Annotated in this window: 12 protein-coding genes; 3 read left to right on the forward strand and 9 right to left on the reverse strand. The window is 52.0% G+C overall.

Going from position 1 to position 25,554, the window contains the following annotated elements:
* Positions 1–498: 498 nt before the first annotated feature.
* The 7 genes from FRD01_RS22535 to drmD form a co-directional block, all read right to left on the reverse strand.
* Positions 499–2,544 carry a 3'-5' exonuclease gene (locus FRD01_RS22535; RefSeq protein ID WP_146963220.1) on the reverse strand — a complete coding sequence of 682 codons (2,046 nt, stop codon included), beginning with the start codon at positions 2,542–2,544 and terminating at the stop codon, positions 499–501.
* Positions 2,541–8,255 (reverse strand): DEAD/DEAH box helicase, encoded by a 5,715-nt coding sequence (locus FRD01_RS24765; RefSeq protein WP_146963222.1) that lies wholly within the window; start codon positions 8,253–8,255, stop codon positions 2,541–2,543. Before FRD01_RS24765 ends, FRD01_RS22535 begins: the two co-directional genes overlap by 4 nt.
* Positions 8,256–8,325: 70 nt before the next feature.
* Positions 8,326–8,847, reverse strand: a complete 522-nt coding sequence (locus FRD01_RS22545; protein ID WP_146963228.1) for a hypothetical protein — start codon at positions 8,845–8,847, stop codon at positions 8,326–8,328.
* Positions 8,840–9,415 (reverse strand): hypothetical protein, encoded by a 576-nt coding sequence (locus FRD01_RS22550; RefSeq protein ID WP_146963230.1) that lies wholly within the window; start codon positions 9,413–9,415, stop codon positions 8,840–8,842. Before FRD01_RS22550 ends, FRD01_RS22545 begins: the two co-directional genes overlap by 8 nt.
* Positions 9,412–10,131, reverse strand: a complete 720-nt coding sequence (locus FRD01_RS22555) for a TIGR04255 family protein (protein WP_146963231.1) — start codon at positions 10,129–10,131, stop codon at positions 9,412–9,414. Before FRD01_RS22555 ends, FRD01_RS22550 begins: the two co-directional genes overlap by 4 nt.
* Before the next feature lie 106 nt (positions 10,132–10,237).
* Positions 10,238–15,355: an Eco57I restriction-modification methylase domain-containing protein gene (locus FRD01_RS22560; protein ID WP_146963233.1), complete on the reverse strand. Its 5,118-nt coding sequence runs from the start codon at positions 15,353–15,355 to the stop codon at positions 10,238–10,240.
* Positions 15,352–18,735, reverse strand: a complete 3,384-nt coding sequence (gene drmD, locus FRD01_RS22565; RefSeq protein WP_347341861.1) for a DISARM system SNF2-like helicase DrmD — start codon at positions 18,733–18,735, stop codon at positions 15,352–15,354. The genes FRD01_RS22560 and drmD overlap by 4 nt, the downstream gene beginning before the upstream one ends.
* Positions 18,736–18,810: 75 nt before the next feature.
* Between drmD and FRD01_RS22570 the strand changes: the two genes are divergently transcribed.
* From FRD01_RS22570 to FRD01_RS22580, 3 genes are read left to right on the forward strand one after another with little or no spacing between them, the layout of a single operon-like run.
* Complete coding sequence (locus tag FRD01_RS22570) at positions 18,811–21,267, forward strand: McrB family protein (RefSeq protein WP_249755834.1); 2,457 nt, start codon at positions 18,811–18,813, stop codon at positions 21,265–21,267.
* Positions 21,264–22,649 carry an McrC family protein gene (locus FRD01_RS22575; protein WP_146963235.1) on the forward strand — a complete coding sequence of 462 codons (1,386 nt, stop codon included), beginning with the start codon at positions 21,264–21,266 and terminating at the stop codon, positions 22,647–22,649. The genes FRD01_RS22570 and FRD01_RS22575 overlap by 4 nt, the downstream gene beginning before the upstream one ends.
* The gene (locus FRD01_RS22580; protein ID WP_146963237.1) at positions 22,633–23,832 is read left to right on the forward strand and encodes a macro domain-containing protein; all 1,200 of its coding nucleotides are present in this window, start codon (positions 22,633–22,635) and stop codon (positions 23,830–23,832) included. Before FRD01_RS22575 ends, FRD01_RS22580 begins: the two co-directional genes overlap by 17 nt.
* On the opposite strand, the gene FRD01_RS22585 is transcribed toward FRD01_RS22580, so the two are convergent.
* Both FRD01_RS22585 and FRD01_RS22590 read right to left on the reverse strand, forming a co-directional pair.
* The gene (locus FRD01_RS22585) at positions 23,783–24,790 is read right to left on the reverse strand and encodes a dynamin family protein (RefSeq protein WP_146963239.1); all 1,008 of its coding nucleotides are present in this window, start codon (positions 24,788–24,790) and stop codon (positions 23,783–23,785) included. The genes FRD01_RS22580 and FRD01_RS22585 overlap by 50 nt on opposite strands.
* Positions 24,791–24,799: 9 nt before the next feature.
* A complete protein-coding gene (locus FRD01_RS22590; RefSeq protein WP_146963241.1) occupies positions 24,800–25,219 on the reverse strand; it encodes a hypothetical protein in 420 nt (139 codons plus the stop codon).
* Positions 25,220–25,554 lie beyond the last annotated feature (335 nt).

Genomic DNA, 25,554 nt, shown 5'->3' on the forward strand with positions numbered 1-25,554 from the left:
TTCAGATTGTCGCCTTCTTAAGTATCGATCCAGTTCTTTTCTTGCCAGACTTACCATCTTGACCTCCGTATATCTTGGCAAGCTAGACACCGGGCGGAATAGAGTCAAGTCTTATTTTGTGTATGGCGTAAAAAACCACATAAGACATAAGTGGGTTGGCAAGTATACGGCATTTCGATGGAGACCCAGTGAGCGCTGCAGCGAGTCGATCATGCTTAAGTTAACTAAATATGGGGTGGGCCAGATACTCGCGAGAAAGTTTTTTCTGGAAACAGTGGGTCCTCGCCTCTGCGATTTCTATTTCCTTTTTTTCAGTTCTTGAATTTATGTGGATGTAACTGACATTGGGATGTTTTGAATTTAGCCAAAAAATCATCAAAATGAGTGGCTTTTAATTTCATAGAGTTTTAGGGATTTCATTTATATTAGTATCTGAGATCATCTGTTTCGTGAAGCCGAGCAAGGCACTCGCGCCTGTGAAGGCCGCCGAAGAGGGATTCATATGAATTCGCTAGGCTCGCCAACATAGGTGACAACCAAGTCCTGCCGAGCCCGCGTGGTCGCGACGTAGAGGAGGTTGCGTTCGCGGGCCATAGCTTCGTCGCGCTCCGCATCATCCGAGGCATTTGAAAGCACCCAGGTAAGGGGAACAGTACCGCGCTCGCAACCCATCACCACCACTGCTTTGAACTCGAGGCCCTTCGCGTTATGCATGGTGCCTAGGCTTATAGCCTCCGGAATGACGGTCTCTTCGCTCTTAAGCCAATGGTATGGAACATTTAGTTGGCTTAAAGCCTGTTCTGCGCGTTCCACCAACACCTTCTTCTTCACTCGGCCCAAAATTGCGATGTCTTTCGGCTGCATACCCTCATCAAGCCAAGTCTTGATCTGGGTCACCACGAATCGGATCTCGTCGTCGGCTGAGGGAAAGCCTTTGATTACGGGCGCTTCGCCCTGAAGCAAAGAGACCGTCCCCCGAGATAGCTCCTGACCTCCATGCTCACGCATGTTGGGTGGCATCAGTCCATCGGCAAACCGACGAATCTGTTCCGTAGTTCGGTAGTTCACCTTCAGATTGGTAGAACGTCCGACCACCTCTATCCCAACGTCTCGCCACGAGAACGGGCGTTGATAAAGCTGTTGACCACTATCTCCGACCAAGAAGACATCGTTTGTGCCTGTCCCCACAAGGGCACGCACCAACCTGAGCTCGGCAGGGCCAAAGTCCTGGCTTTCATCCACGATGATATGGTCCCAGCGATGAGTTCCGTCATCCAGCGCCTCAATGCATGAGTAGCAGAGCTGGTTCCACGTAGATTTGCCCTGGGAACTCAGCAGCTCTCGTACGCGCTCAAAAACCCTCCAAACGGCAAGTCGAGTTCTCGCATCCAGAGGCGTGCCACGACCTTTACGGGGAAATCCACGATAGTCATCCCAAGTCTCAATCCCCCAACTGTCAACCACACTCTCCCATTCGGACATGAGGAATCCCAAACTCATTCCACTGGAATCCAGAGAACTCTTCGCTTGAGCCATCAGGTCACTCAAGCCATCTCGATCGACAGCCTGAAATCTTCGCCCCAAATCATCCACCCATATCTGACGTGCCAAGGCATGTAGATTGGTGATCCGCAGCCTTTGGCGCTCCTCTGTGTCCCTTCCCATCAGAATATTTGCGCTGAGCTCCAAGCGGCTTGCCAATGTGCTCGAGAACGTGGTGAAGAGCACACGGCCCTCAGGAGCCTCCCTGAGCAATTTGTAGGCGCGATGCAGGGCAACTACCGTCTTTCCCGTTCCTGCCCCTCCTGAGACGTATGCAGGCCCATTATAGGTCCTTTGGAGAGCACGCTCTTGTGTTGGATGTAAAAAGGTCGTCCAGCGCTCCCAGGGCCACTCCAGCGCGCGATAAAGCTCCGTCTGATTCTCCACCACCCGGAAACGCCTCTGCGTATCGGGATGGGCAAACGGATCGACCGTCGGCAAGACATTGGGAATCTCGACCACCTCACCAGCAGCAAGCCGCATCAAGCGCTCAGCCGCCTCTTGTGGCAGGCGTTCGAGCGTATCAAGGAGGTTCGAGTCCGTAACGTACTTCAGAGGCTCGAGCCAGCTTTCAGGCACCCCAAGCTTATGAAGATAGCTGGGCTCAAATCGCCCAAAGATGGGTGGTTCCACAACTTGCTGACGGACAACCTGCTGAACGATTTCTTCACGTCGTTCAATCAGTTCCACCAGCTGGGTCGCGCCAGTCTCAGGGTGCACTTCAATTTGTCGCCCCTTGGCCCACTCATACGCAGCGTCATGATGGTCCGTGTAGCAAAGCATCATAAGATCGCCGTCCTTGTAGACGATGATGCGAATGTCCATGTTGACATAGACAGTCCAGAAACGCTTTTCCTTCAACCCCTGGAGCCTGTGAAATTGATGGCTTGGGTTTTGGTGGTCCGTCTGAAAGTCAAAGGCCCGCTGCTTCACCAGGGTCTGGTCCCCTTTGCTCAGCTTGTCGAGACCTTTCTGGAAGGTGTCGGCGATCGCGAATCTCATTCCACCTCCAAATGCCTGCGCAAAAAGTCCTTAACTCCATTCACATCCGTGTCCGGTGTGATTACCAAAGCATCACCAGAGTCTGGACCGCCATCCCGAAGCTCAATCCGACGATTCTCATTGAACCAGGCCATCAACACTCGCGCGCCAGTCGCCCGGGAACCCTCCATGATGTCTTCGCCTACAATCTGAGGACCGGGAAAGTCGTTCCTCAATGCACTCACAAGGGGGGCCCACTCGCTTCCAATCAGATAAGCGACGTCAACCCAAGCGTCTGTTCCCGCTGCAGGGGCAGTGGGGGCCATCTCTTCAAACCACGACAAGTCACCTCTGATTCGATCGGCCGCATCCCGTCCCATCAACAAACGCGCCAACATTTGGAAAGTCCTACCCATCGCTGTTTGGTCGGTAAGTGCGCTGAACTCAATCTCCAAAACCCGATATCCACGCGCCTCAAGTTCCTGACGGATTCCAAGCTCGCGTTGACGCTCCTGCACAGGATCTGGGCCATACTTGGTCTGTCCATCTAGGTAGATACAGATCCCGTCAAACATCTCATTTGGGTCGTCAAAGTAGAAGTCTGGGAACGTCCTGCCAAGAGGATGACCAAGGTCGATCTCCTTTTGTGCAATGGGCTCGGGGAATCCTGCACGCTTCATCATATGAGCCAGAATTTCTTCAGCGCGATTCGTGATTTCCCCGGACTGAGATTCTGTCGGAAGCCGGGCAGGAATGTCATGCTTGAATTCAATATGCGCCCCTTCGCGGTCAAAGAACTCAATTGCAGAATGGCGATTCAAGTGCCTGTGATAATGGGCGTTGCGATAGGTCAACAAACAATCCACGCAGGCAGAGCCACAGTCCGAAGCGCAAGTTTCCAAGAGCTCCTTCGCAGCTTCGATTACCTCCGGCCACCGCGCCAACATCTGTTCGAGCAAGCCCGAACCACCTGGCATCGGATCGTAAAGAACCATGTCCACATGGGTGCCGCCCGCATATCCCATTGCCAGGAGTTGTAGATCATCAATCTCCATTTCGAGGACCTGTGAAGCCCCCTGTCGTAGCGCCTCAAGCACGCTATGGCCGACCTTCCGATCTGCAACATGTTGGAAGGTCAAAGCATCAGCGATGACATCTGCAAAGATCCCTATCTTGTACGGTGTCTGTCCACAGCGCTCTCTATGAGCCTCCTGAAACTTCTTCAGATGCTCGTCTGGAATGAACGGAGAACGGCTCTGTCCACACACCGTGCAAATTGGGAAACCAAGTTGCTGGGTCGCAACCATTCCGGAAGGGCCTACATTTACCAGCCGCATATGGACGGAACGTCGCCATAGAATCTCTGAGCGACCCCAATCAAACGCACGGCCTTCTTCGTGGCGTTCCAGCTCATAACCATAGACCGCCGATGGAAGTTGGAACCGATAATCTTCATCATCGGAGATACTTGCGAAATGAGGAAGCTGCACATCACAAACGGGCACAGCGGCGAGGTGTGATTCGCTAACACGTTGCGCGTCTTGGGGGCGTCCGGCACCACGCTCAACTACTGCCTCGTTCGCAATATCCACTTGGAACACAGTGGGATCTTCCGGTGAGAGTTGAAAATACCGAGGCGCAAACCGGTGTCCATTTGCATAAATCAGGTTTCCTGGGATGTACTCTCGAAGGGCCATCGCCGGTGCACGCCGGATGATCCAATCGCGCATTCGATATTCATTCTCAGGCGCGATATGCGTCGCAGCAATTGCACCGTTATCAAGACCATAACCCGGCAGATAGCCTTCAGCGGCCAAGACTGCGTAGGTGTAAGTATCGTCGAACCCTTCGGCCTGATTTCCTCGTCTTGTCACCTCGCCTTTGAGCTTCTTTACAAGCTTGTCGCACCGACGCCAGAGCTCTTGATCCTCTTCTACCAGAGTCCCTTGCTCCCTACGGCGCACGTCCAATCTATCCAATTGTCCAAGTGCCCAACGAAGACGTCGGTCCAATCGTCGAATGACCGACTCCAATTCTTCTGGCATCTCGGAAATAGCGGTGCGCAAGGTTGCCTCACTCACCACAACCTCATCTGTTTCCGGCCAACCTTGAGCAAAAGCTTCCACCACATGTGCCAGAAGACCTTCTAAGTGCTTGCTCGTCAGCGTCCGCAAAGGACTCACATCAAAGAGACTCAAGAGCACTCGGCCTTGCTCATCAAAGAGGTACCCGCGAATCTGATGGGGAAAGGTGCGGCCAAGCGCCTCTTTGATTTCCGCACGATCGAACTCACTTAAATCCGACGATCGCGCCCATTTATGCAAGAGCCCGAGAACCGCTGAATGAACATGCTTCTTGACCATTACGGCATTCTTCAGGTTGAAGCTCGGTGGCGTTATCAAGCCCCCCAACATCTTCAAAGGATCCGCAAAATAGGCGCGGTCGTGGCTCGCTGGGCGCGCGTACGTGAGGTTCACGGCCATTCTGTGACGTCGACCCGCGCGACCTGCACGCTGCCAGTAATTGGCAGGCAAAGGCGGTACATTGCGCATCAACACAGAGTCCAAGGCCCCAATATCAACCCCCAACTCGAGCGTCGGTGTGGACACAACCACGTTTACCCGCTCTCCGCTTCCCTTAAAGAGTCGCTCAATCACCTCACGATCCTCCGCCGGGACCTGAGCGGAGTGCTCACGCGGACGCACCATCACGAAATTCTCTTTCAAGAGCGTAAGGTCGTAGTCATCATCGTTATCGGGCTTGAATTCTAGGGTGCCGTCGCAATGCCATCCCATACACACACTATGTGGCGCGGACCGAGCATAACCCCGCCGGCATTTCCTACATTGCCAAACACCAGTATGTGGCACGAGAAGGAGGCTATCCGAATCTATCTGATGGGTGCCAGCACTCCCAACCAGCGCTTCGCCACGTCCTCCAAGAAGAGTAACTTGTTTCAAGATTGCAGTTTCTTCTGTCAAAAACCTCCAAAGTTCTTCCAGGAAAGAAACGCTGCGCTCCGGGTCGAGTCCCCACTTCTTTACGGCTTGAGCCGGCGCTGATTGACCATTTTGAGCGATGAACTGGCCCACCCAACGTTTATCGTCATTATCACCACGACGCAGTTTTAGTCCCTTGGGTGGGCTTTGCATCAACGGGATGTACCCACGTTCGACCTCGCGTGCATTTTCATACCAATACCGCGAGTAAAGCCCGGTCTCAGGATCCCAGAGAATATTCTTCCGACGCTCTACGTCGAGCATGGAGGCTACGCCGTCCACCAACTCAATTGGCTCGATTCCAAACTCCGGTGCCCAGTTTTTAAAGAAAACATGGTCCGGGTTTAAAGAGGCGTAATCCACACGCATCCGACCCCAGGGTTCGAGACCGAGCCGCTGTCTATTTCCAGTCGCCAGCTCACGCATCACCTGAAGTCGCAAAAACTTCTTTCGCTCTTGTTGGTGTTGATTTCCGGAACGTTCCTTTCGTGCCACACGCCAGACTTCCGGGATCAGAGCACGGGACAGGTCCTCATCGTTTTCTAAGAGTTCATCCAGAGCAAAGACCAAATCGCCGGGCGAGGTCGCTCCCGCCTGAATGATTTCATCCATCACGGCACGTAGTCGAAAACGCCGCGCGTGATCCTGCATCCATCCAGCTTGGAAGGCTGCATCCTGTCGGTTATCGGCAAAGATCAAAAGGCGTCTTCGCTCCGCGTGTTGAAGCATACTCTGCGCGAGCACGTGGACATCAGAAACGTTCACAGCTTTCACGGGACGCGCAGGTTCGCGGTGCCGTCCATGGCGTGTTCTGGAGGGCTGCTTACAGGCTACGCATGAGCTCAGCCTACCCGGAGCGTCGCGCTTTTGTTGAACGGCAAAGAGTTCAATCAATGCGTCAGAGTTCCCACATGAACCACATCGTTCACGCGACGTAGAATGTAAGCCACCACAGAATCGACAATAGAAGATGGCCGAAAGTCGGTTGTGTTTGCCAAGGTCCGTCTCATCTTCCTCGTCCATGAATGCAAAACGATTCAGCAATACAACGCGGTTCGCGCCTTCCGAATTCGACTCCAAGGCCGGCCACAAACGCATGCCGTCCAAGAGCTCGCCCCCGCCAGGTGATGCGCCCATGAATTCAAAGTCGGCCACAAAATGTTCAAAATAATGCTGTCCGCAAGTTGTGCAGGTCATCACATGAAGGCGATGAAGTTCCTCGGCTTCTTCAACTGCATCTTCCGCGGCGAGCCAGAGCTTGGGATCTGGAACTTGGGCAGGGAAGGTCACGACCGCACCATCCACACCTCGCACAAAAGCGTGAACCACGGGTCTTAGGAGCGGCCGCTCATTCTTTCGAGCGGCGGCTCCCAATGCCAACCACATGAGGAGTTCGGCCTCGTGAACGTTTCGTCCAAGCTTTTCTGCAACGGTCTCACAGAGCACCTTTAACGACGCAGGTTTATTGAGCTCGCTCGCGATATGAAAGACGGTCTCGTTGCATCCGAGCAAATCATAGAGACTTCGCCGCCAATCATTCATGTCCACTCGTGCACCGAGTAGGGTTTGAAGATAGGTCTTAAGCTGACTTAATGCGCGGTCGTCGGGACTATCCACGTCTGCATCGCGCAGAATGGTCAGGACCATTTCTAGCTGGACAAGCGGGTCGCCTGAAGGAGGCGCGCACGGAACAAGCTCATCTGCCCAGGTCTCTTCTTGATATTCCTCGCTGACGAGTTCGACATTTTCGGCACGAATTCCAAAGAAACGCGACGCAAACTCACGAGCAGCATGCACACCCGACTTTGGGTCGGCGATGGTCGCGGATGTAGCAATACACACTGTGTCATCAGGCGTATGGCCGCAGAACGCTCGGAGACGGCGAATCAAGCAGGCAGTCTCAGCACCCATCGCACCACTAAATGTGTGGGCTTCGTCCACCGCCAAAAACTCAAGCCTCGCCGCATCAAAAAGTTCCACGTCGCGTTGACGCGTGAGCAAAAGCTCGAGCTGTTTCACGTTGGTCAAGAGGATGCGTGGCTGCTTGCCAGAAGCACGCATTTCCTCGCGGCTAGCGCGCTCTTCCGGTGGATGAACGGCACGTGGCTCAGACGATTGGCGCTCGGTCTCCAAAGCCGCCAGATACGTCTCGCGAGACGCATTCTGTGGCAGTCTGATACCTGAGACATCAGCAGCACGTTCCGGCGTTGAGCCTACGTAGATTCCAAAACTGATCCCCGTTCCGCACAAAAGTTCTCTCAAACGTCCGAGTTGGTCTTCTGCGAGTGCATTCATCGGATAAACGATGACAGCTGTGATTCCAGCCGCTGTATTCTGATCTCTTAGCGCCAGACAACGGCTGATGATGGGATAAAGAAAGGACTCGGTCTTGCCGGAGCCAGTTCCGGTGGACACCAGCGTATGTGTTCCACTGAGAATGCTCCTGACGGCCGTGTCTTGATGACCATAAAGATGGCTATACGATACAATCCGCTCCATATGCGGATGCAGAACCCCCTCAAGAATCAAATCCTTGACGGCAGTCCCTTGCCGGAACATCCGGCTCAGACTTACATAGGGACCTTTTAGAAGAGGGGTTTTGCGGGTCTCGTCCAGATTCAAGAGACTCCGCATTTGCTCCTGCATGCGGTCGTCAGCCAACGGATAAGCAGAGAGTTGATAGCGAAGGAAGTCGCGCGCGACATTCTCCGTGTACGTAATCGGATTAAGCATCGTTGCCCCGAACAGAGTCATTCATTTGAATTCTCGTGCAAGATAGCACGATCGGGACGATACGCACCATTCAATCAAGATGGCTCAACACCCATTCCATTCGCCGTTCGTGTTCGTAAATGGGGCACCTGTGATTGAGACACTTCAAGCGTGCTGGCAACTCGCCGCGGGGGATACGCTGGAAGTAGAAGGATTTGTCTTTTATCAAAAGACTCTGGAGTCTAGTCAGAAGCCTTTGCTTTTGCCCCTCCGAGATATGGGCTTCAAAGTGGTCTTGTTGAATACAAGAGAAAGAGCGTAAATCTGGAATGCACGTTGGCTCTATTCCCAAACCGCGGAGCAGACGCCCGGGTAACACCAAATACTGAATCGTATCTTGACGGCTCTTGGCGTAAGCCGCCCATGCGGTCACCACATCGGATTCCCAATGAGCTTTAGGTTGGATGGCGCGAAGGCGCCACAAAGAAAGACCGCTTTCCCCGTCACGCAAACAGAAGTTTTCTCCTAAGGCGTCTAGGAATTCCGGTGCTTCCGGTTTTGCCACAGCTGCTGGTTTAATGCTCAAGATCCGAGCGAAGTATTCATCATCCATTCGTGGCTTCTGCTAGAATCTCATCGAGTCGCTCCAAAGCATCCGCATCGCGGCACTTTGAGCGAATTACCCTTAATCCCTCAAAGTCAGAGACACGGTCTAAACCTTCAACCACACCAAGCGGAACAAGGAGAGTTCCATTTGAGGCCATTTCAACTATCCTCCTCCAGTTGGTGTCGTCTGGGCGAATTGGGTTTTGCACTCGGGGATAAGAAATCTCTGAGCATTTAGGAAATGCGGCCTGGGTGAAGATCCTGGCTGCTATCGCCTGCAAGTCGTACCTCAAGTCAGGACTATGAATTGCTCGCCACCATATCTCGCGATTGAAACCACCGTCCCATGCTAGCGAGTCAATCTTGTCATCCACGTCATTGATGCTGGCTCTGTAAAGATCCTTTAACTTCCCATCGATTTCGGCAAGCAGATTTGCATTGAGTTGTCGAAGAGTCTCCTTTCGATCCTCAATTTGAAGAAAGCCTATCTTAGCGAAGATAAGTTTCTTCTTCGTCTTACGGATGTTAAGCGCGGTTAGTGTGTTCCCCGCATAGTCTGATATCGCTTCCGTCATGGTTGCCTCTCAAAGACTGAACGCTCCTCAGCATCAAAACAGTTCGCGCCAGGGCCGCCGAGATAATCTGGAGTTAATGCCCTCCAGAATGCTTGCTTCTGCCAGCGATGGGCAGCCTCAAGCCATTCATCCGGCCTCTTGTTCAGGTTCTCAAATAATGCGTACGTGTCAAAAATCACCAAACCAATAAAGCCCTCTACGTTTTCTTCATCTTCAAAATGATGGAACGTATAGTTCGTAAGGACATGGGAAGGCTCATTAGCCAGATTAAGTGCGTCGCTGTAGGTGAATTGACCTTCCTGAAAACTGCCTCCTTCCAACAAGGAATTGAGGATCTTCAAAGAAGCGGCAACGGCCGCCGGATTTTCTCCTTCAAAGCGATCCACATATCGAAGAAGCAGGCCTTCGATCCAACCCTCAGTGTAGACGCTGTGGGCCCTCAAAAGTGTATCCCATGCCAAATCTCTAAATATTTCCCAACTCTGGTATTCCCTGACGCTCACACCGATGGAGAGTGGGCCCACCAAAAGCGAAGGTTGGGAATCGTTCTCACTGATGAGCGCATGACTGGGGTCGATTGGCTGCGTTTGCTCCAATTTTTCAAGGGTGTACCCATAGAACTCCAGCTGTAGAGCCTCGATAGGGACTTCAGACTCCGCGCCTTTCAAAAAGCCGACCAGGAGTGATTCTTTTAGCGGTATCGAAAACTTTGTCATGGACGCAACCTGCTTGTTAGCATGGTGAGGCGCTACAAAAAGCACTGCTCATCCTACAACTTCGAGAACACGAATGGGAACGGAAAACTTCCCTGACCCACGCCTACTAGTCCCCTTGCTCCAGCAGACTCACCTGACGGGATTGGCTCTTCTTGCTGATGTTTACTGATGATTCAGGTGCATGAGTTGTGGGTAAAATCATTTCGAGAAGCTCGGCGTGGCGAGCACACTCCTCCCAGCTCTCCTCAACACTCTGCTCGAGTTGCCAATCGTAGAATCTTGGCCCCAGGTGACTTGCTACGGGTTGATACGCCTTGGCACGTTCATCGTGTCCCAATCCGTAATCCGCCAGACGAAGGCTTTTCGGTATCATCCATCCTTCCTTTGGATCGACATGTGGCACCGCTCTTTGAAGCGGTTGAAAATTTGGGAGTTCCTCAGAGTTACTCAATCCACAGAAGATCGCGATAGCTTTCTCTTCATCCCCTAAAGCAGCGATAAGCTTCTGTAAGTCGGCAAACGCCACCTGTGTGAGTACAGTGTGCCTGAGTTCAGGATCCTCCCCTTTTTGAGAGCGCCAAAACCCCTTGGTGTTCAGACTCGACGTGAATTGATTGTCACCCGGTGGAAAATCACATTCCAATAAGATGTGCCGCATATCGGCTTCGGATAGTCCATAAAGTTGGGCAATCACAGCGTCCAAAATAACACGCTTTTCCAATCTGATGCAGTTTCGCAAATTCCACATACTCCTCCAGGCAGTTTCGCGACGAGGAAGAGTAATTGCCGCAGATGCGAACTGGACGTGTGTTAACCCAAGACCAGACACCAATTGAGACACCAATTTTAGCACCGGCAAGTCGGGATTAACCAAATTAGAGGACTCAAGTACGCTCCAAATTAGCGAGTTGCCACCCAGACTCATTCTGAGTTGATAGTCATAGATAAACGAGTTTGCGACACCAATAAAAGGCGAAACGAGTTCCCGATTTAATGTCAAAGTGGGAGTTTTGTGACCACACGGGCGGTGCGTGAGACCAGCAAGTATGGCAGTACGAGAGTTTGTGGAGGAAGTGACGTCCATCAAAACTGCTTTGAAGTGCCTATGGTGTGACAACGAAAGACTACGATCCAAGTAGAATTCTGATGCAATCAAGAACTGCGGCTCAACTTCCTTCGCGTCAAAAGGTATATCGCGCCACACTGCACTCCGACCTTTTCCGCTGACCCAGCCCTTCTGACTGAAGTCGAACTGCCCAATCATGCGGCCTTCGTAAAGGGGGAGGGCGACGTCCTCGACCTCACCGATATCCATGGCCATTTGACCATCGCGCGAAAGCACGACGCCTTTGGGACGATCAAGGATGGACCAATGTTTGTACTGTGGGTCCAGACGATGTTGATTCGGGTCAAAGCCGAATTCGGACACAGGTTTCCACGGGCCTTTCAACCAATGTCCGTACTCGTCGGGACTATAGCCTTCCTTCTCCCACTTTTCGCGCGGCGGGAAGAGTTTGGCATCGTTGGTCATGTGGAACTCAGTCGCATACTTGATTCCCCAACCGTTTTCCGAATCGTCGCCGAGGAGCACGCCGTTGCCGTAAATCTTCTGCAGAATCTCTAGGTCGCGCTCGCCTCTAATCTCCAAAATCGAAAGCGACTTGGGACTGAACTGCTTGATGCGTTCCGCCGGATAGCTCAAAACATGTTTGTCCGCGTTTTCCCAATCGGCGAGCTCACGGTGCATAAATGCGGCCTTGATCGCCGTGGTGGTGCCACCTTTCTGAACAATGATGGGGTTGAATTTAAATCGGCTATCGATATCAAAAATCTTGTTACGGTTCTCAAACCCAAAGAGCCAGTGCCAACGCGATTTCTCCAGAAAAAGGCGGCGTAAGTCGGTGGTGCCTTTATCCGTATAAACCCCGGATGGCACGATGAATCCCATATAGCCATCATCACGAAGCAGCCCGTGCGCTAGCTCAAGGAAGAGCTTATACGTATTGATATCTGCCGATCCTTGATGTTGATACGGATGTTCTTTCGATGCGTAGCCCTTGCGCGTTCGCCTCTTCTCAAGCCAGTTGTAGTGCAGGTTATCGCTGTCTTTTCCGAGGGATTTATTCTTGAAATCCTCGCCCAATCGCGCGCGATCGTCTCCAAAGGGATGGGCACGGTTGGAGTAGAAATTGGAAAGGGACTTAAACTGAGTGCGATACTCAAGCCATGCTCGCTCGTCTTGCTCGCTCTTTTCAAAGAGTTCTTGCTGGCGCCTCAGCGCCTCTGTTTTTCCATAACTGCGGTATAGCGGGTCGATGTTCGAGAAGAACTCTTTCGAATTGGGTTTGGAGATTTCCCAGGGTGGGTTTCCGAGGATGGCATCAAACCCTTGTCGGTATGGGTTGAAGACATCCGGAAACTCGAGTTCCCAGTGGAAAAATCGATGCTTCCCAGCTAGCTCAGAAATGACTTCTTTTGTGACTTCCGGCGTATCAAACCAGTTTTGGGGCGTGGGAAGATGCTCAATCGATTCACCGGGCCAGAACCAGATCGCACACCAGGTGTCCATGGCCATTTTGAGTCTGTCAAATGTGGGATTACTCGTGCGGCTCTCCCTGTAGAGTCTTTCTCGGGCGTGCGTTTCGTGAATCGGTAGCTTATGAAGTGCCTCCATCAACTCGAAAGCCTCGGTGTGCACGGATTCGTGGTCAAACTGGGTGACTGTCCCCATAAGGACTTGAATCTGTGACTCAATCATATGGCGAATACCCGGCTTCACCACGTCATTAAAAGCTTCCTTGTAGGCATTCCCAGTGAGGTTCTTTTCAAAATGATGTCCGTTGTGGGTCTTGTCGCCGGCGTCCCAGTTTTGTCGTGAAATGGCCAGAAGCGGATAGTCCTGGAATTGGTCTAACCAGCAGCCCACCAACGAGTTTCCGCATTTGATTTTATGGTCCAGGAACCCAAAAGGTAGGTCTCGGTCCATGGTCTCGATCCACAAGGCCAGGCGACCAAGCTCAACGGCGAGCGGGTCAAAGTCTACCCCGTAGATGCAGCGCTCAACCACATAGCGCTTGAGCCGCGCCTTGAGCATCCTCTCAAATTCTTCATGGTCAGGCGGTACAGGAATGGGATCGTCGGCCATCCCTTCTAACTCATGGCCATCCGCAAGCCGGATATAGGACTTGTTGTCCTTATCTAGGATGCACGAGTGGAAGAGGAGGCTCTGATACAGAGCCTCGGTTAGATAGCGCAACGCGGCCACAGGGAAGGAGGCCGAGCCCATTGCGGGGTCGCAAACCTTCAATGCCAGAATCTCTTCCGGTCTCTTGGGTTCGAGTGTGCCGTCATCCTGTCGGTTGTACGCCAATGGCTCAAGGGTGCGGCTGACGGTGGGTATCGCAAGTTGTGGGCGAGTATAATACGTGCCCGATCCTTTACGTGTGCCACCCCAACGTGCGAGGTACCATGTATCGGGTAGGAAGAGTCGGTCCTTGCTGACGAGCTTCTGGGCGGCTTTTTCGCGTTGCTCTGTGAATTCAATCGTCCACTTTTCAGGAGATTTCGCGCCCTTGGGAGGAGTAACGAGTCCTGCCGCGATGACAGCGTTGCGCGCCCATTCAAGTGCAGCATGGTAGTAGCCGGTGTCGGTTGCAGGTTCATCGTCCTCTTCGTCCGAATCATCGTCGGAGTCGTCGGATGCCTCGACTTCCTCGTCCTCACTTTCCTCATCAACCAGCTCGTCTTCTTCGGCAGCTTCCTCGTCATCCGCAGATTCTTCACCATCATCTGAGCCCAGCGCCTTTTTGTTTGCCTTTCCGAACTCACTCAGGAGCTCCTTCAACTTCTTCTCTGGCATTTCACGCAAGCGTTCCAATGGCAGGATTGGCTCACTTCCAAGGGGAAGCATGATCATCGGTTCATTGGGTTGTACGCGATGCAGCTCGTAGTCGAGCAAACCTTCGTAGATGATGCCGATGTATTCCGTGGATAACGCCGAAAAATCGACGGGGACTGGGATTGACTTGTTTGATCCACCCACCTTGACTTTGGCTCGGCTCTCCGTCAGGAGCTCAAGGATATCGTGAATGACTTCATCAGAGAGATCATTGGAGGGGTCCTCAAAAACAGCAAGTGCTCTGCTTATTGGATTATTACTCTCAGTATCTCCCGGTCGGAAAAGCTCGCCCCCATATGCGTTGATGGTGAGCTCGCTGTGCGCAGATCCTTGATGAACGAGGCGAAAGAGCGCCAGAATTCGTGGCCATGCCGAGTAACGATGACGAAGTCGCTTCTTATTGCCTCCTGACTCTAGTTTCAGTCGTTGTGCGAGTCCCTGCAAACTATAGGAATGGTTATAGACGGCGATGTTGCGTGGTAGCAGGTCTCGCGCTTCAGCGAAAAACACAACCACACATCGCATCATGATTCGGCAGGCGGCAATGTAGATGTCTCGTTTCTCGATCCCTGGGTCTTCGTCGAGCGCAATCAGTGCCTGAGGATTCGAGTGTCGGATGATAATCTCTATCGCCCGCCGCAGTCGCTCTCCCAATATGCTTGAGAGCTCGGACTGGCCTTGTCGTGTGGACTGGATGGCCTTGAGTAGTTTTGAAGTATCCCCTTCAACGAACTTGAGGGCTTCGATTCCCATAAGGTGTGTGAAGGCTGCGTGGTGGTCGCGGTCTTCAAGCACTTGCTGAATGTCAAAGTCCACCCAGGACTCGGAGTCCGGATTTGCGTAGAGGAGACGGTAGTAGCGACCATTGGTAACCACGGCTAGGTTCTGCTCCGCCCGCCGCATCCATTCCACAACCTTAGCGATGTCCCGTCTACCTTTACCCACTCCGAGTGGTTTTTCGATGCAGGCGGGCCATTGACCTTGCGGCTTGACTCGGAACACAGGAATTGGCGCGTAGCCCTCAAGCCGCTTCCAAACCATGTCAGGTCGAAACGCTTCACGGGTAATGAGAATTCGGGACCAGCTCTTGTCTGGGGCGGCAATGATGCCCGAAATTGTCCAGCCCAACACGTTTATGCACACATACTTAACGCAATCAGCCAGATGTTTGGGGTCCTGGTTGAGCTTACCAAGATGTTGTCGGAGCTCTGTGGCGGTATCTTCCGAAATGCCTGGGGTATCTCCGGAAAAAAACTCGATGACTTTGGCTGGCGAGATGAACAAGCCATTGAGGGTGAGTTGGGCGAACCATTGTGGGGTGCTCATAGTCGGATCTCCACAGCGACAGGAAAGATGCTGATTTCCCCATCGAGCTCAAGGCGGTTGGGAAGGATGTGTTTCAAGAACTCTTCTTCTTGCTTTTTGACGGATTCCAGAAGCTGAGCGTAATGAGATTCGCGCAGTTTGATTTCGTCCTCAAGCGACCGAATCTTTTCCATTCGACGCTGTTTTGAGTCGCTGTCTAAAGCCTGTTGCGCTGTCTCTTTTTCGAGGTCAGCTTTAAGCTTATCGACGTTCTTTGACTGGCTCTCGCTTTTGATTTCGTTAATGCGTTCTGTATAACGTTGCTTCTCGGCTTTGATGACCGCAGGCCGGTGTTCTTTGAGAAGCGATTTGATCTGCTCTGACCTTGCCCCTTTAAGGGACTTTACGAACTCCATGCAGTCCAGGGCAATATCGGTCCAAATGTCGCGGGCGATTTCAAGTTGAACTGGTGTTGCGGATTCACCGGTTGGTACCTCTGTAGGCGGCCGATACGGCATTGGGGTTTGAAGTTGACCGTCCTTGATCGGGATTTCAATGGTTCGGACCCAATGATGCAGCGGTTCACGGAGCTTGTTTATGGCCAGCTCCTCGACGGTGAACAGGAGAAGTGCATCCATTCCGTTGGGGACTCCACCCGTCCGTACAATCCAACGGGATGCGTCAAGAGTGGTCGAATATTCACCCTTCACCACGCCTGCATTTGGGAAACGCGCTCGTGCAAACTGCGCCAGCGTTTGTTTAAATAGCGGATGGCCGAGGTGCATCAGGACTGTATCTTTTCTGTGCCGGAAAACGCGCCGCTCCCCAACTTGTTCGGTCATCGTACCCGAATCGAATGCCAGTCGCGGAAGGGCACCCGATTGGGCACGGTCGGCAATCCCTTTGCGCAAGGTTGAGTCGATTAGATAGTTCCAGTGAGGCGGAATGGGGTGATTGAGGCTGTATCGTCCACCATCGGAGGAGGATAGGCGTGGAAGTCCAGTCCCTATCCCTAAGGCAGCCTCCAAGGTTGACTTCAGTGAATCTGGGGTGAGATCAATATGGTCTTGAAATTCTCCGATGCGTGCAGCTTCCTCCAGTAAAACATCATCTTGCGATTTGGTTTCACCCAGGTCGAGTTTGGCCTCACTTGTCTTTTGGACGTGTGCCGTCCGTCGATCCAGATTTGGCAAAGCATTTTTCGATTCTGTGAGCGACGAAAACTTCTCTTCGAATGCTCTTTCGAAGACTTCGCCCATGGTTTGGAGGTCGTTGCGAATGGTATGTACCTTGGTAATAACCCGGGCCATAAATTTTAGGTCATCTGCAGCACTGCTATCGAAGTGATTGACTTCAACGGTTCGAGCCTGACCATGACGATCGAGGCGCCCGTTGCGCTGTTCAAGGCGCGCAGGATTCCATGGAATATCCCAATGAAAGAGCAGGCGTGCACTCTCTTGCAGGTTTAGACCTTCAGACGCGGCGTCTGTCGCGATCAGAATCCTGGCTCCTGAATCTGGGTCGTTGAAGATGAGCTTAATCTCCTCCCGTTCGGCACGTTGCATTCCGCCAAAGAGCTCGCGAATGTGAAAGCGTGTGTGGTCTTTGAACCGTGTTCTGAGTCTGTGAGACAGATAGTTCAGCGAGGTCATATATTCAGTGAAGATAATCAGGCGTTCATCCGAACGCCAACCTTTGTCTTGCCTCAAACGGTCCTCAATGAAGTTTGCGAGAATATCAAAGCGTGCGTCTTCTGTTGGGACTTGGACTATGCCTGACTCAACAGGTTTCAGTCCCAACGTGGCGAGACTTCTGTCTAGCGTCTCAATCTCAGACTTCAGTTTGTGGTAATATTGCTTGAACCATTCACCCGTGGTTTCTGCTGCAAAACGCTGAACACGCTCATGCTCGACATCGTCGTCTATCTCTCGATCCACAGCACGTTTGGCATTTGCTACGTCGCTCTGGTTGGCACTCTGAACGTCCTTTTCGGGTGAGCCGTCCATTCCATGGCGAAAGCGGAACCAAGAGTCAGCAAAGGTTGTGGGACCTGATAGTAGGCGCTTGTTGAGCACCTCCAAAGAGAAACGACCCGCCAGCAACTCCTTCATGTCATTCTTGGGGAGTTCCCTCAGCAGTGCCAATCGGAAGCTTTCAAACGCGCGAAAAAGCTGAAGCTCGCCAGGACCAAAATTCACGTCATTGGACTTCAACTCCCGATCTGCAAATCGGGGGGGGCGGTTGTTTTCCAGGTCCAAATTGTTGATGTCACTTTTCAAGCGCCTCACCACGACCTCGGAGATCCGTTTTTTCATCCCCTGGTTCCGTTTGTCGTGAAGATCGCTGGTGCGATGAAAGCGGCTAGGGTCCAACTGTTCCAAAAGACCTGTGAAGCAGCGCGTATGGCCGTTATGTGGCGTTGCGGTAAGAAAGAGCTTGTGTTCAAACCAAGGGCTTATGATTCTCAACATGTTCGCTAGATCACTATCTTCGCCATAGTTTGCCGGCATAAGATTATGCGCTTCATCCACGATCAAGAGATCCCACGGCATGTGCGAAGGTTGAGTTGGGTCGTTTGACTCCGTAGCTGCACGGAACTCTTCCATCACATTGGGTTGCCTCAAATAATGGTAAGAAGCGATAGCCCTAGGAAAGACTCGCCAAGGATTCGCATCCATACCAAGGCGCTTCTTGAGGTTGATGGTCTCGTCCCGATCGATCACATCAAAGCTTAGGGCAAATTTCTCGTCCATCTCCTGTTGCCACTGGTCGCGAAGTGAAGCAGGGCACAAGATTAGAACTCGTCGGATACGTCTTCGGATGAGTAGCTCATTGAGGATCAGGCCGGCCTCAATGGTTTTTCCAAGACCCACATCGTCGGCGAGCAACAAGGATACACGCGGCATCCTTAAGGCTTTGAGCATTGGGACAAGCTGGAAGTCTTCTACTTGAACCGCACCGTGGAAGGGGGCGGAGATCGGCTCTGCTCCTTTCTTGCTGGGATCTTCCGGCGCCAGGAAAGGCGTCAGAGCGCCCCAACGCGTTGCGCGCAAGAGCGCATCATACTCATGAGCGAGCATTGGGGGCGACTTCTCGACAGCTGGAAGCGCAAGGGGAAGGACACAGGTTGCATTGGGTTCACGCTCCCAGATGACTTGGTCCTCTTGGACGCCGTCGGAGTCGGTGTAGCTGATCGTAACCAGGTGCAATATGCCGTCGGACTTGCCGTCGAAGGGGTGCAGATTGGTGATGATGCCGCGACGATTGCGGACTGTTGCCATCATGCCAACGCGAGGGAGTTGGAAGTCAGCCATGAACACACTCAGGGTAAGAGAATTGCCACCAATGGATTCGAATTGTGCTTGTTGTAAACCTACCGCGCTCCCCGGGTCAATCTTCATCAGGATTCGAGTTGGTGGAATATGAGGAATCGCATATGGTTCGTGAAACACCTTCCCAAATGACGGTTAAATACGATGGATGAAGCCAAGCTCAATCAGTTGGTCCAGGACCTCCGGCAGTTTCCCGAGTTGGTCGATACTGATGTCGTTCAAGCACTTACACTGTGTGAGAAATCGCTCCCCCGGTTGGCTGCTCTGGCGGAGGGGTATGGCGCGGAATGCAAACCCAACTACCATGATGAATCAACGGGGTTGCTCACTGAGCAGCCCGCGTTCGACTTCGACTGGAAAGACTCTGGTCAGCATGCCCCCGTCTTGTTGATGCAGCTTTATTTTAGTCGGCATAAACCTGTTGGTTGGCGCCTTCGTATCGTGGGAAGTCAGGATCGCGGAGCAGCATGGTCGGAGCCCTTTCTGAACTGGCTTGAAACTCAACCCATTTCCAAGCGCTGGTCCAACGTTGTGCAAGATCAAGTTTACTTGGAAAAGGAATTGGGAGAAGACCTGACTGAACTAGGAACCGAGTTGAGTTTAGGATTGGGATTTCTAAACTCGTATGTGATAGCTAAGGAGCAATCCAAATCCGCGACCGAGCTTCTTGGCAAGCTAACGACACAATCCCATGTCGCCGAACAAAAGTTAGATTCTGTAGTGTTGGACGCAAAGAACGTCATCTTCTACGGACCGCCTGGAACAGGTAAGACCTATCTGACATCAAGACGGGCAGTCGAGATCATTGATGGCAAGCGGGCTCCAGAGTCTTATGAAGAGGTGATGAAACGATATCGTGAGCTCTACGACCGTGACCAAATCGCGTTCGTAACTTTCCATCAATCTTACGGATATGAAGAGTTCGTCGAGGGAATTGCTCCCGACCTTCAGAGTGATGAGATCAAATACAAATTGCGTGATGGTGCTTTCAAGCGCCTTGCGCTTTTAGCGCTGAGCGAAGGGGTCAAAAAGGTTGATGATTTTGATAGTCGCTGGATGACTCTTTCGGCAAAGGCTGGGGATACCGGATTCAACGTTCAATCGAAGGAAAGAAAGGACTATATCCTGACGTTTGATGGGATGCGCTTTGCGCTCTCAGGCAACACAGAATACCCTTCAATAGCTCGCGACAAGCTCAGAAAGTTGTGGGACCAATTCAAAGATAGGGATCTGAAAGAGCTGACGTCCAAAGACTTTGCTGAACATGTACAAAACTTCACCCCTTTTTGGACTGTGCTCAACGCGATGAAAGAGCTGCCTGAGGCGGATGTACGGCTATTCAGTGAGCCTGGGCAACTACCGTTGACGGAGTTGTTAGAACTCGCCAAGGAGTCGTTGGCACAACCTGAAGCCTTAGATTTCTCCAATGCGCGTCGATACGTGCTCGTCATAGATGAGATCAATCGCGGGAATATCAGCAAGATTTTGGGGGAGTTGATGACGTTGCTTGAGCCCAGCAAACGTCTTGGTGATGTGCAAGCGATGATTGTAACTTTGCCTTCGGGCGAAAAGTTCGCAGTCCCGCCCAATCTCTATGTGATCGGGACCATGAACACGGCCGACCGGTCGATTGCGCTCATGGACGTGGCGCTGAGGCGGCGTTTCCGTTTCGAAGAAATGATGCCGAATGTATCAGTGATTGTGCGTTCTCTACTGATACATTTTGAGGAGAATTATCGCGACCTCAGTGAAGAGAACTTGCTTTTTGTGAATGTCTGTGTGGCAGTCTTTGAAAAGGTTAATCAAAGAATTCGTTTCTTGTACGACGCTGACCACCAGATTGGTCATTCGTACTTCCTGAAAGTGAAGACTCTCAATGATCTCCAATTTGTCTTCTTGAATGAAGTGATCCCTCTTCTTCAAGAGTATTTCTACGGTGCTTGGCGCAAAATCGCGCTAACCCTTGCGAACCCATACGATGATAAGGGTCTACCAAGGAGGAAAGATCTGCCGGCTAAGCACCACGTAATTTCTTGTACCAAACTTGAGGAGAAGAGCGTTTTACTCGTGGATGATGAAGACTATGAAGACCAGTATGAATTCGCGGTCTCAAACGAGTTCATGAGGGACTACCCGAAAGACGACTCAGATTTGCTTTCATTTTTCGCTGGTGTCGCAGGAGTTAGGATTGAGGAACTGAAGAAACTGGATGAACGTTTCAAAGAGATCGAAGTGATGTTGGACTCGACTTCGGAAGTTGAAGTTTCAGGGGAGGAAAACGATGAGATTCAGCGAACCCGTCTGGCTATGGAGGTTAACGGTAAAACCTATGAGGAACCCTATGTTCCGCGTTTTTTTGAAGCCGTCTTGTCTGACGTTTTTCAACATGCCAGCCCACCATTGCCGTATCGCCGCTCCTCACGACACTTTGTCTCTCGTGATGGCCTGCATCCCGACGGCAAAGCGGCAATTCGACCAATTCCCATACAAACTCCGAACGGGATCGTTATCGTCGAAGGCAACTACGGTCGAAAAGATGCGTTGCGGCGATTGAGGGAACTGCTCACTGACATGGGCATAAGCCACAGGGACCCGGTTTGAATCGGCTTACGGCGGTCGAGTATGAACGTGTCTATCTTGGGGACGAGGACACCATCACGGGTGAACGGGACTCGAGTGGAAAGACGCTCATTCATCCCAAACATTTTCGTACACTCCAAGAGTTTGATGAGGGGCACGCAGAAGAGTCGAAGCAGATTTTTCAGTGGCGGAGCAAATATCTGCAGCCCAAGAATTGGATCGGGATAGTTCAGGTCGGAAGCCTAATCGTTGAGATCTTGCCGAAGATCTATCGGGCTCCAAAAGCGCCAGGCACTGAGGGACAGGAAACCGAAGAAGTGTTTCAGCGCAAGAATCTGCTCTATATGCTGAGTCTGAGCGGCGATCTTCCACTCCGCGATCGCGACCTTGCCTCACAGAGCCTGCACAAAGCCCCCATCTCAGAGACGCTGATTCGGCTCTTCGCCGAACAGCTGCTCGAACAGCTTCTCCTGGGCGTTCAGCATGGATACGTCCATCAGGAGGATAATCTGCGATTCCTGAGGGGTAAGCTGAAGTTCTCGCAGCATATCAAGCACAACTTCGCCCGAGCCGACCGCTTCTATACGGTCTACGAAGAATTCCTGGCCGACACTCCCTTGAACCGCATCTTCAAGGCTACGTGCGTGCGTTTGCGCGACATCACACGCAGACCAGCATCACAGGAGCGGCTGGACAGCTGTTTGAGCATTCTGGACGAAGTCTCACTCAAGCCACTCATTGCCGCAGACTTCGACAACTTCACAGAGAACCGACAGAACGCTCGCTTCACTTCCCTGATTAACTTCTGCAGATTGGTATGGGAGGGCAACATCGCGACAGGAATGCGCGGCAAGACAGCTACGTTCGCGCTACTCTTCGATATGAATGCCGTGTTTGAACGATTTGTGGCTGAGTTCATGAGGCGGCACGTGATTCGCGACTTTCCCGATGCTCAATTGAGTCCGCAATCAAAAGGCCTCCGCGAGTACCTCCTTTGGAGGCTCAACGACAAAGACGAACGCAAAGGCGTCCTGGAGCTCAAGCCTGATATACTTGTCATGTGTGGAGACTCACCACGTTTGATCATCGACACGAAGTGGAAGCAGTTGGCCACAGAGAAAGGTAATCGCTATGGCGTGACGTCTGGCGACCTTTATCAACTCTACGCATACGCCACGCGGTACGACTGTAGTCATAACATCTTGTTATATCCATGGGTGCCCGATGTGAAGGAGCGCGATTACGAACTGAGGGACGATGCCCGTCACCGGATAAGTACGCGCTTTGTCGATCTCTCGATGGATTTGACTCAACGGGAAGGTAGGGAAAAGCTTACTGATTATCTGAAAATAATTGTGGAAGGCGCAATTCCGCAAGAGGAGCACCATGCCTCAGCCGAGTGAACCATGGAGTTGGTCCTTGGGGAGCGTGACGTTGGAGGTTCGCGGCCAAAGCCTCTTAGACGCACCCGAAAGGGCATGGGTGAGTAGTGAGGACTCTGGCTTCTACATGGCGCGGAATCCATCGGCTATATCCGGTCAGCTGCGTAGGCATTTCCCTTATGTTTTAGACGAGCTCCGAGCTCAGACGCGTGGTGAGGTATTACCACCTGGGACCACACTTCGAACGAATGGTCCGGAAGGACGCGTGATTTTTCATGCGGGGTTTCACCATCCCAATGACTGGGATCTCTCGGATGATGAACTTGTGGCCAAGCATGCGTCCATGATTCAGCGCTGTATTGAGGATATTCTTGAGTCTGTGGCTGAGACCGGCCTAGAGAGTGTGGCGTTTCCTATGTTGGGAACCGGACTTTTTCATCTGCCTGTTTCTGTGTTTGCCGAGACCTTCTTTGAGGCGGTGGCTATGTTCAGCCGGCGAACACATAGAGCTGTCAAAGTCGTCCTATGCATCCTTGAACCAGCGCTGATTGAAGAAGTTGTCCGCTTTGGTACGAGGGCGCTCGGCGCGATGGTGGGTGGGGGAGAACCACTATTGCGAGAGGCAGGAGGACACCCAATTGTGCAGGGTCTGAGGCATACTGCGCGGGCTTTGGCGGATGAAAAGTTACAAGAGCGCAATCTTCTTCACTTTGCCGAGATTGCGCTCATGACTGACCTCGCACTCTTTTACGATTTTGAGGACAAGCCTCCCTCTGTTTTGCTCGACAAAAACGGTGGTAAGGGCGAGTGCAACCTTACTTTCGGAATCATTCGAAACAGGCTGGAAGGATTACGAATAAGGCGCCGTATACCCGAGTGGGCGATGCATCGTTACCAGCAAATCTGCAGTCAACCCTTCCAGAAAGCAATTGGTCGTCTTGTAGGAGACCGTAATGATTACGCCCATAACCGTCGCCCAAGGCCAGTGGAGGATATTGTAACGGATATCGAATCTTTGTTTGGACCGGAGGTTCTCACCGAGACATGGAAAGACGCAGAAACACATAGGTGGATACGTTCATTTCCTGCCGGATATGGTCTTTTGGACGGCGTTGATCCAGTGCGCGGCCGTTGTTCGTGGTTGATTCCCGAGGTTAGGCAACGAGTTCACGAGGATTTTGAAATGGATGTTCAAGAAGTGTAAGCGTGTCGAGGATGACTTTGGCGAGCGGGTCGATCATTGATTCCTGCAAAGCGACTTTCACCAGCAGTTTCCTCTGAGCCAGCGTCCATTTCGAGGTTGCTCTAGGTAGGTCTTCGAGGAATTCTGAGTCGAGCAAGTGCCTGTGGTACTTCGTTAGTTCTTCGAGGGCCTTGGCTTCAATGCTTTTGGCGTCGCGTTGGAAATATTTGGCCTTGATTCTTGCGAACCAGGACTTATAGCCACCATACTCTTCGATCACGGAAGCAAGTAACCCAATACGGCCGGAGACCTTGTAGATTTGCCGATTCAAAGCGCTGGTAAAGCCTCTTTCGCTTTCTGCTCTAGCTATCATCCTGCGCAGCCTATCCTCCAATTGTCTTGCACTCGCATTTGGTTCACGATCGTTCAGAAAAATATCCACCTTGTTGAGTACATAGATGATGTTCGTTGGGTTATCTGACAAACTCATAGCAAGGTTGAGCGAATCAAACTGTTTGCGCTCGTCAGTTTCATCGGCACCAAACACAACAACAGACACCGCACCTTCCGTCCGCCCGTGAGAGTGTCGGTCATCACCCACCCAGCGTACTCCAGGTGTATCCACCAACGAGATCGCCAAATCACGCCTTTTGATTCGACTTCCAATACGGGTGGGCCAGTTGATTTCAAATCTGGGTGGAGCCAGATCCCCTCGGGAATGGTATATTTCCATCACTTCGCGTAACCGCCCCCCGATCTGCTCAGGGCTCCGAAAGTCGAAAGAACCGCATTCCCAGCATGCACCATCCGTTTCGGCAATATTCAAAGACTTCCGTCTGGAATGGCTAACGCGGGTAAGACCAGCAGTCATTTCTTGAACTGCGTGAGGAAGAAGATCAGCCCCGATGAGCGCATTCGCAAGTGTGCTCTTGCCGGAACTTGTAGTTCCGAAAAAGAAGACTTCCCTTTGTTGTTTCAAGTTTGCCTCTTAATGTTTGAAGCCAACAACTTTGGGGTCCGGAACTCCCATTGAGAAAACTCCCAGTCGGGTCAGCTCTACCTTGCCCAGAAAAGATGCGAACTGGAACTTACTCTCCGGGAGGGCCTCGCCCTTCCAGGAATACGCAACAGCCCACAGGTTTTCAGTTGTTTCGGTCAAATCCTTGGAAGGGGTGAGAAGGGCTTCCTCTTGAAGCAATCTCCAATCCGCTGCCGATCCCGTCCAATAATAGCGGGCCTGACTTACCTGCTCCTTGAGCGACAGATGTTCTCCCGCGAAATCCTCGGCATTCTCAGTGTGTCGTGCAAAAACGACAAATTGTTCTGACGTACCTGACTCTGCTTTGGGAGTTGAACGCACAGGTTGAGGATTAGGCTCTTTGTCCGGCTTGTTCTCCTGCAAATTCACGGTGGGCTCTTTCCTGCTACGACTCCACACAACTAAGAGACCACCCGCGACAAGCGCAACCACGACGGCGACTCCGACCCATCTTAAGTCCAATTCCATGTCCATTGAATCTCCCCTGGAATCGTCCCTCACCGCATGTGAGAGATGATCTCGTTTACGTTGACGTGGCAAGCGTCCACCTCCATTCTCATCCAGAAAGTCTTGATAAAAGTCTCGGTTTCGGCGCGCTTTCGAAGCCAAAGTCGGGTTCACCAATTCTAAGCATTTTGTCGCGAGTTGTTCGCCGCGATAGTGTTGAGAAGAGATTGCCTCTTCGTAGAGTTCTCGATTCTGTT

This window comes from Microvenator marinus, assembly GCF_007993755.1.
Classification (GTDB): Bacteria; Myxococcota_A; Bradymonadia; order Bradymonadales; family Bradymonadaceae; genus Allomicrovenator; species Allomicrovenator marinus.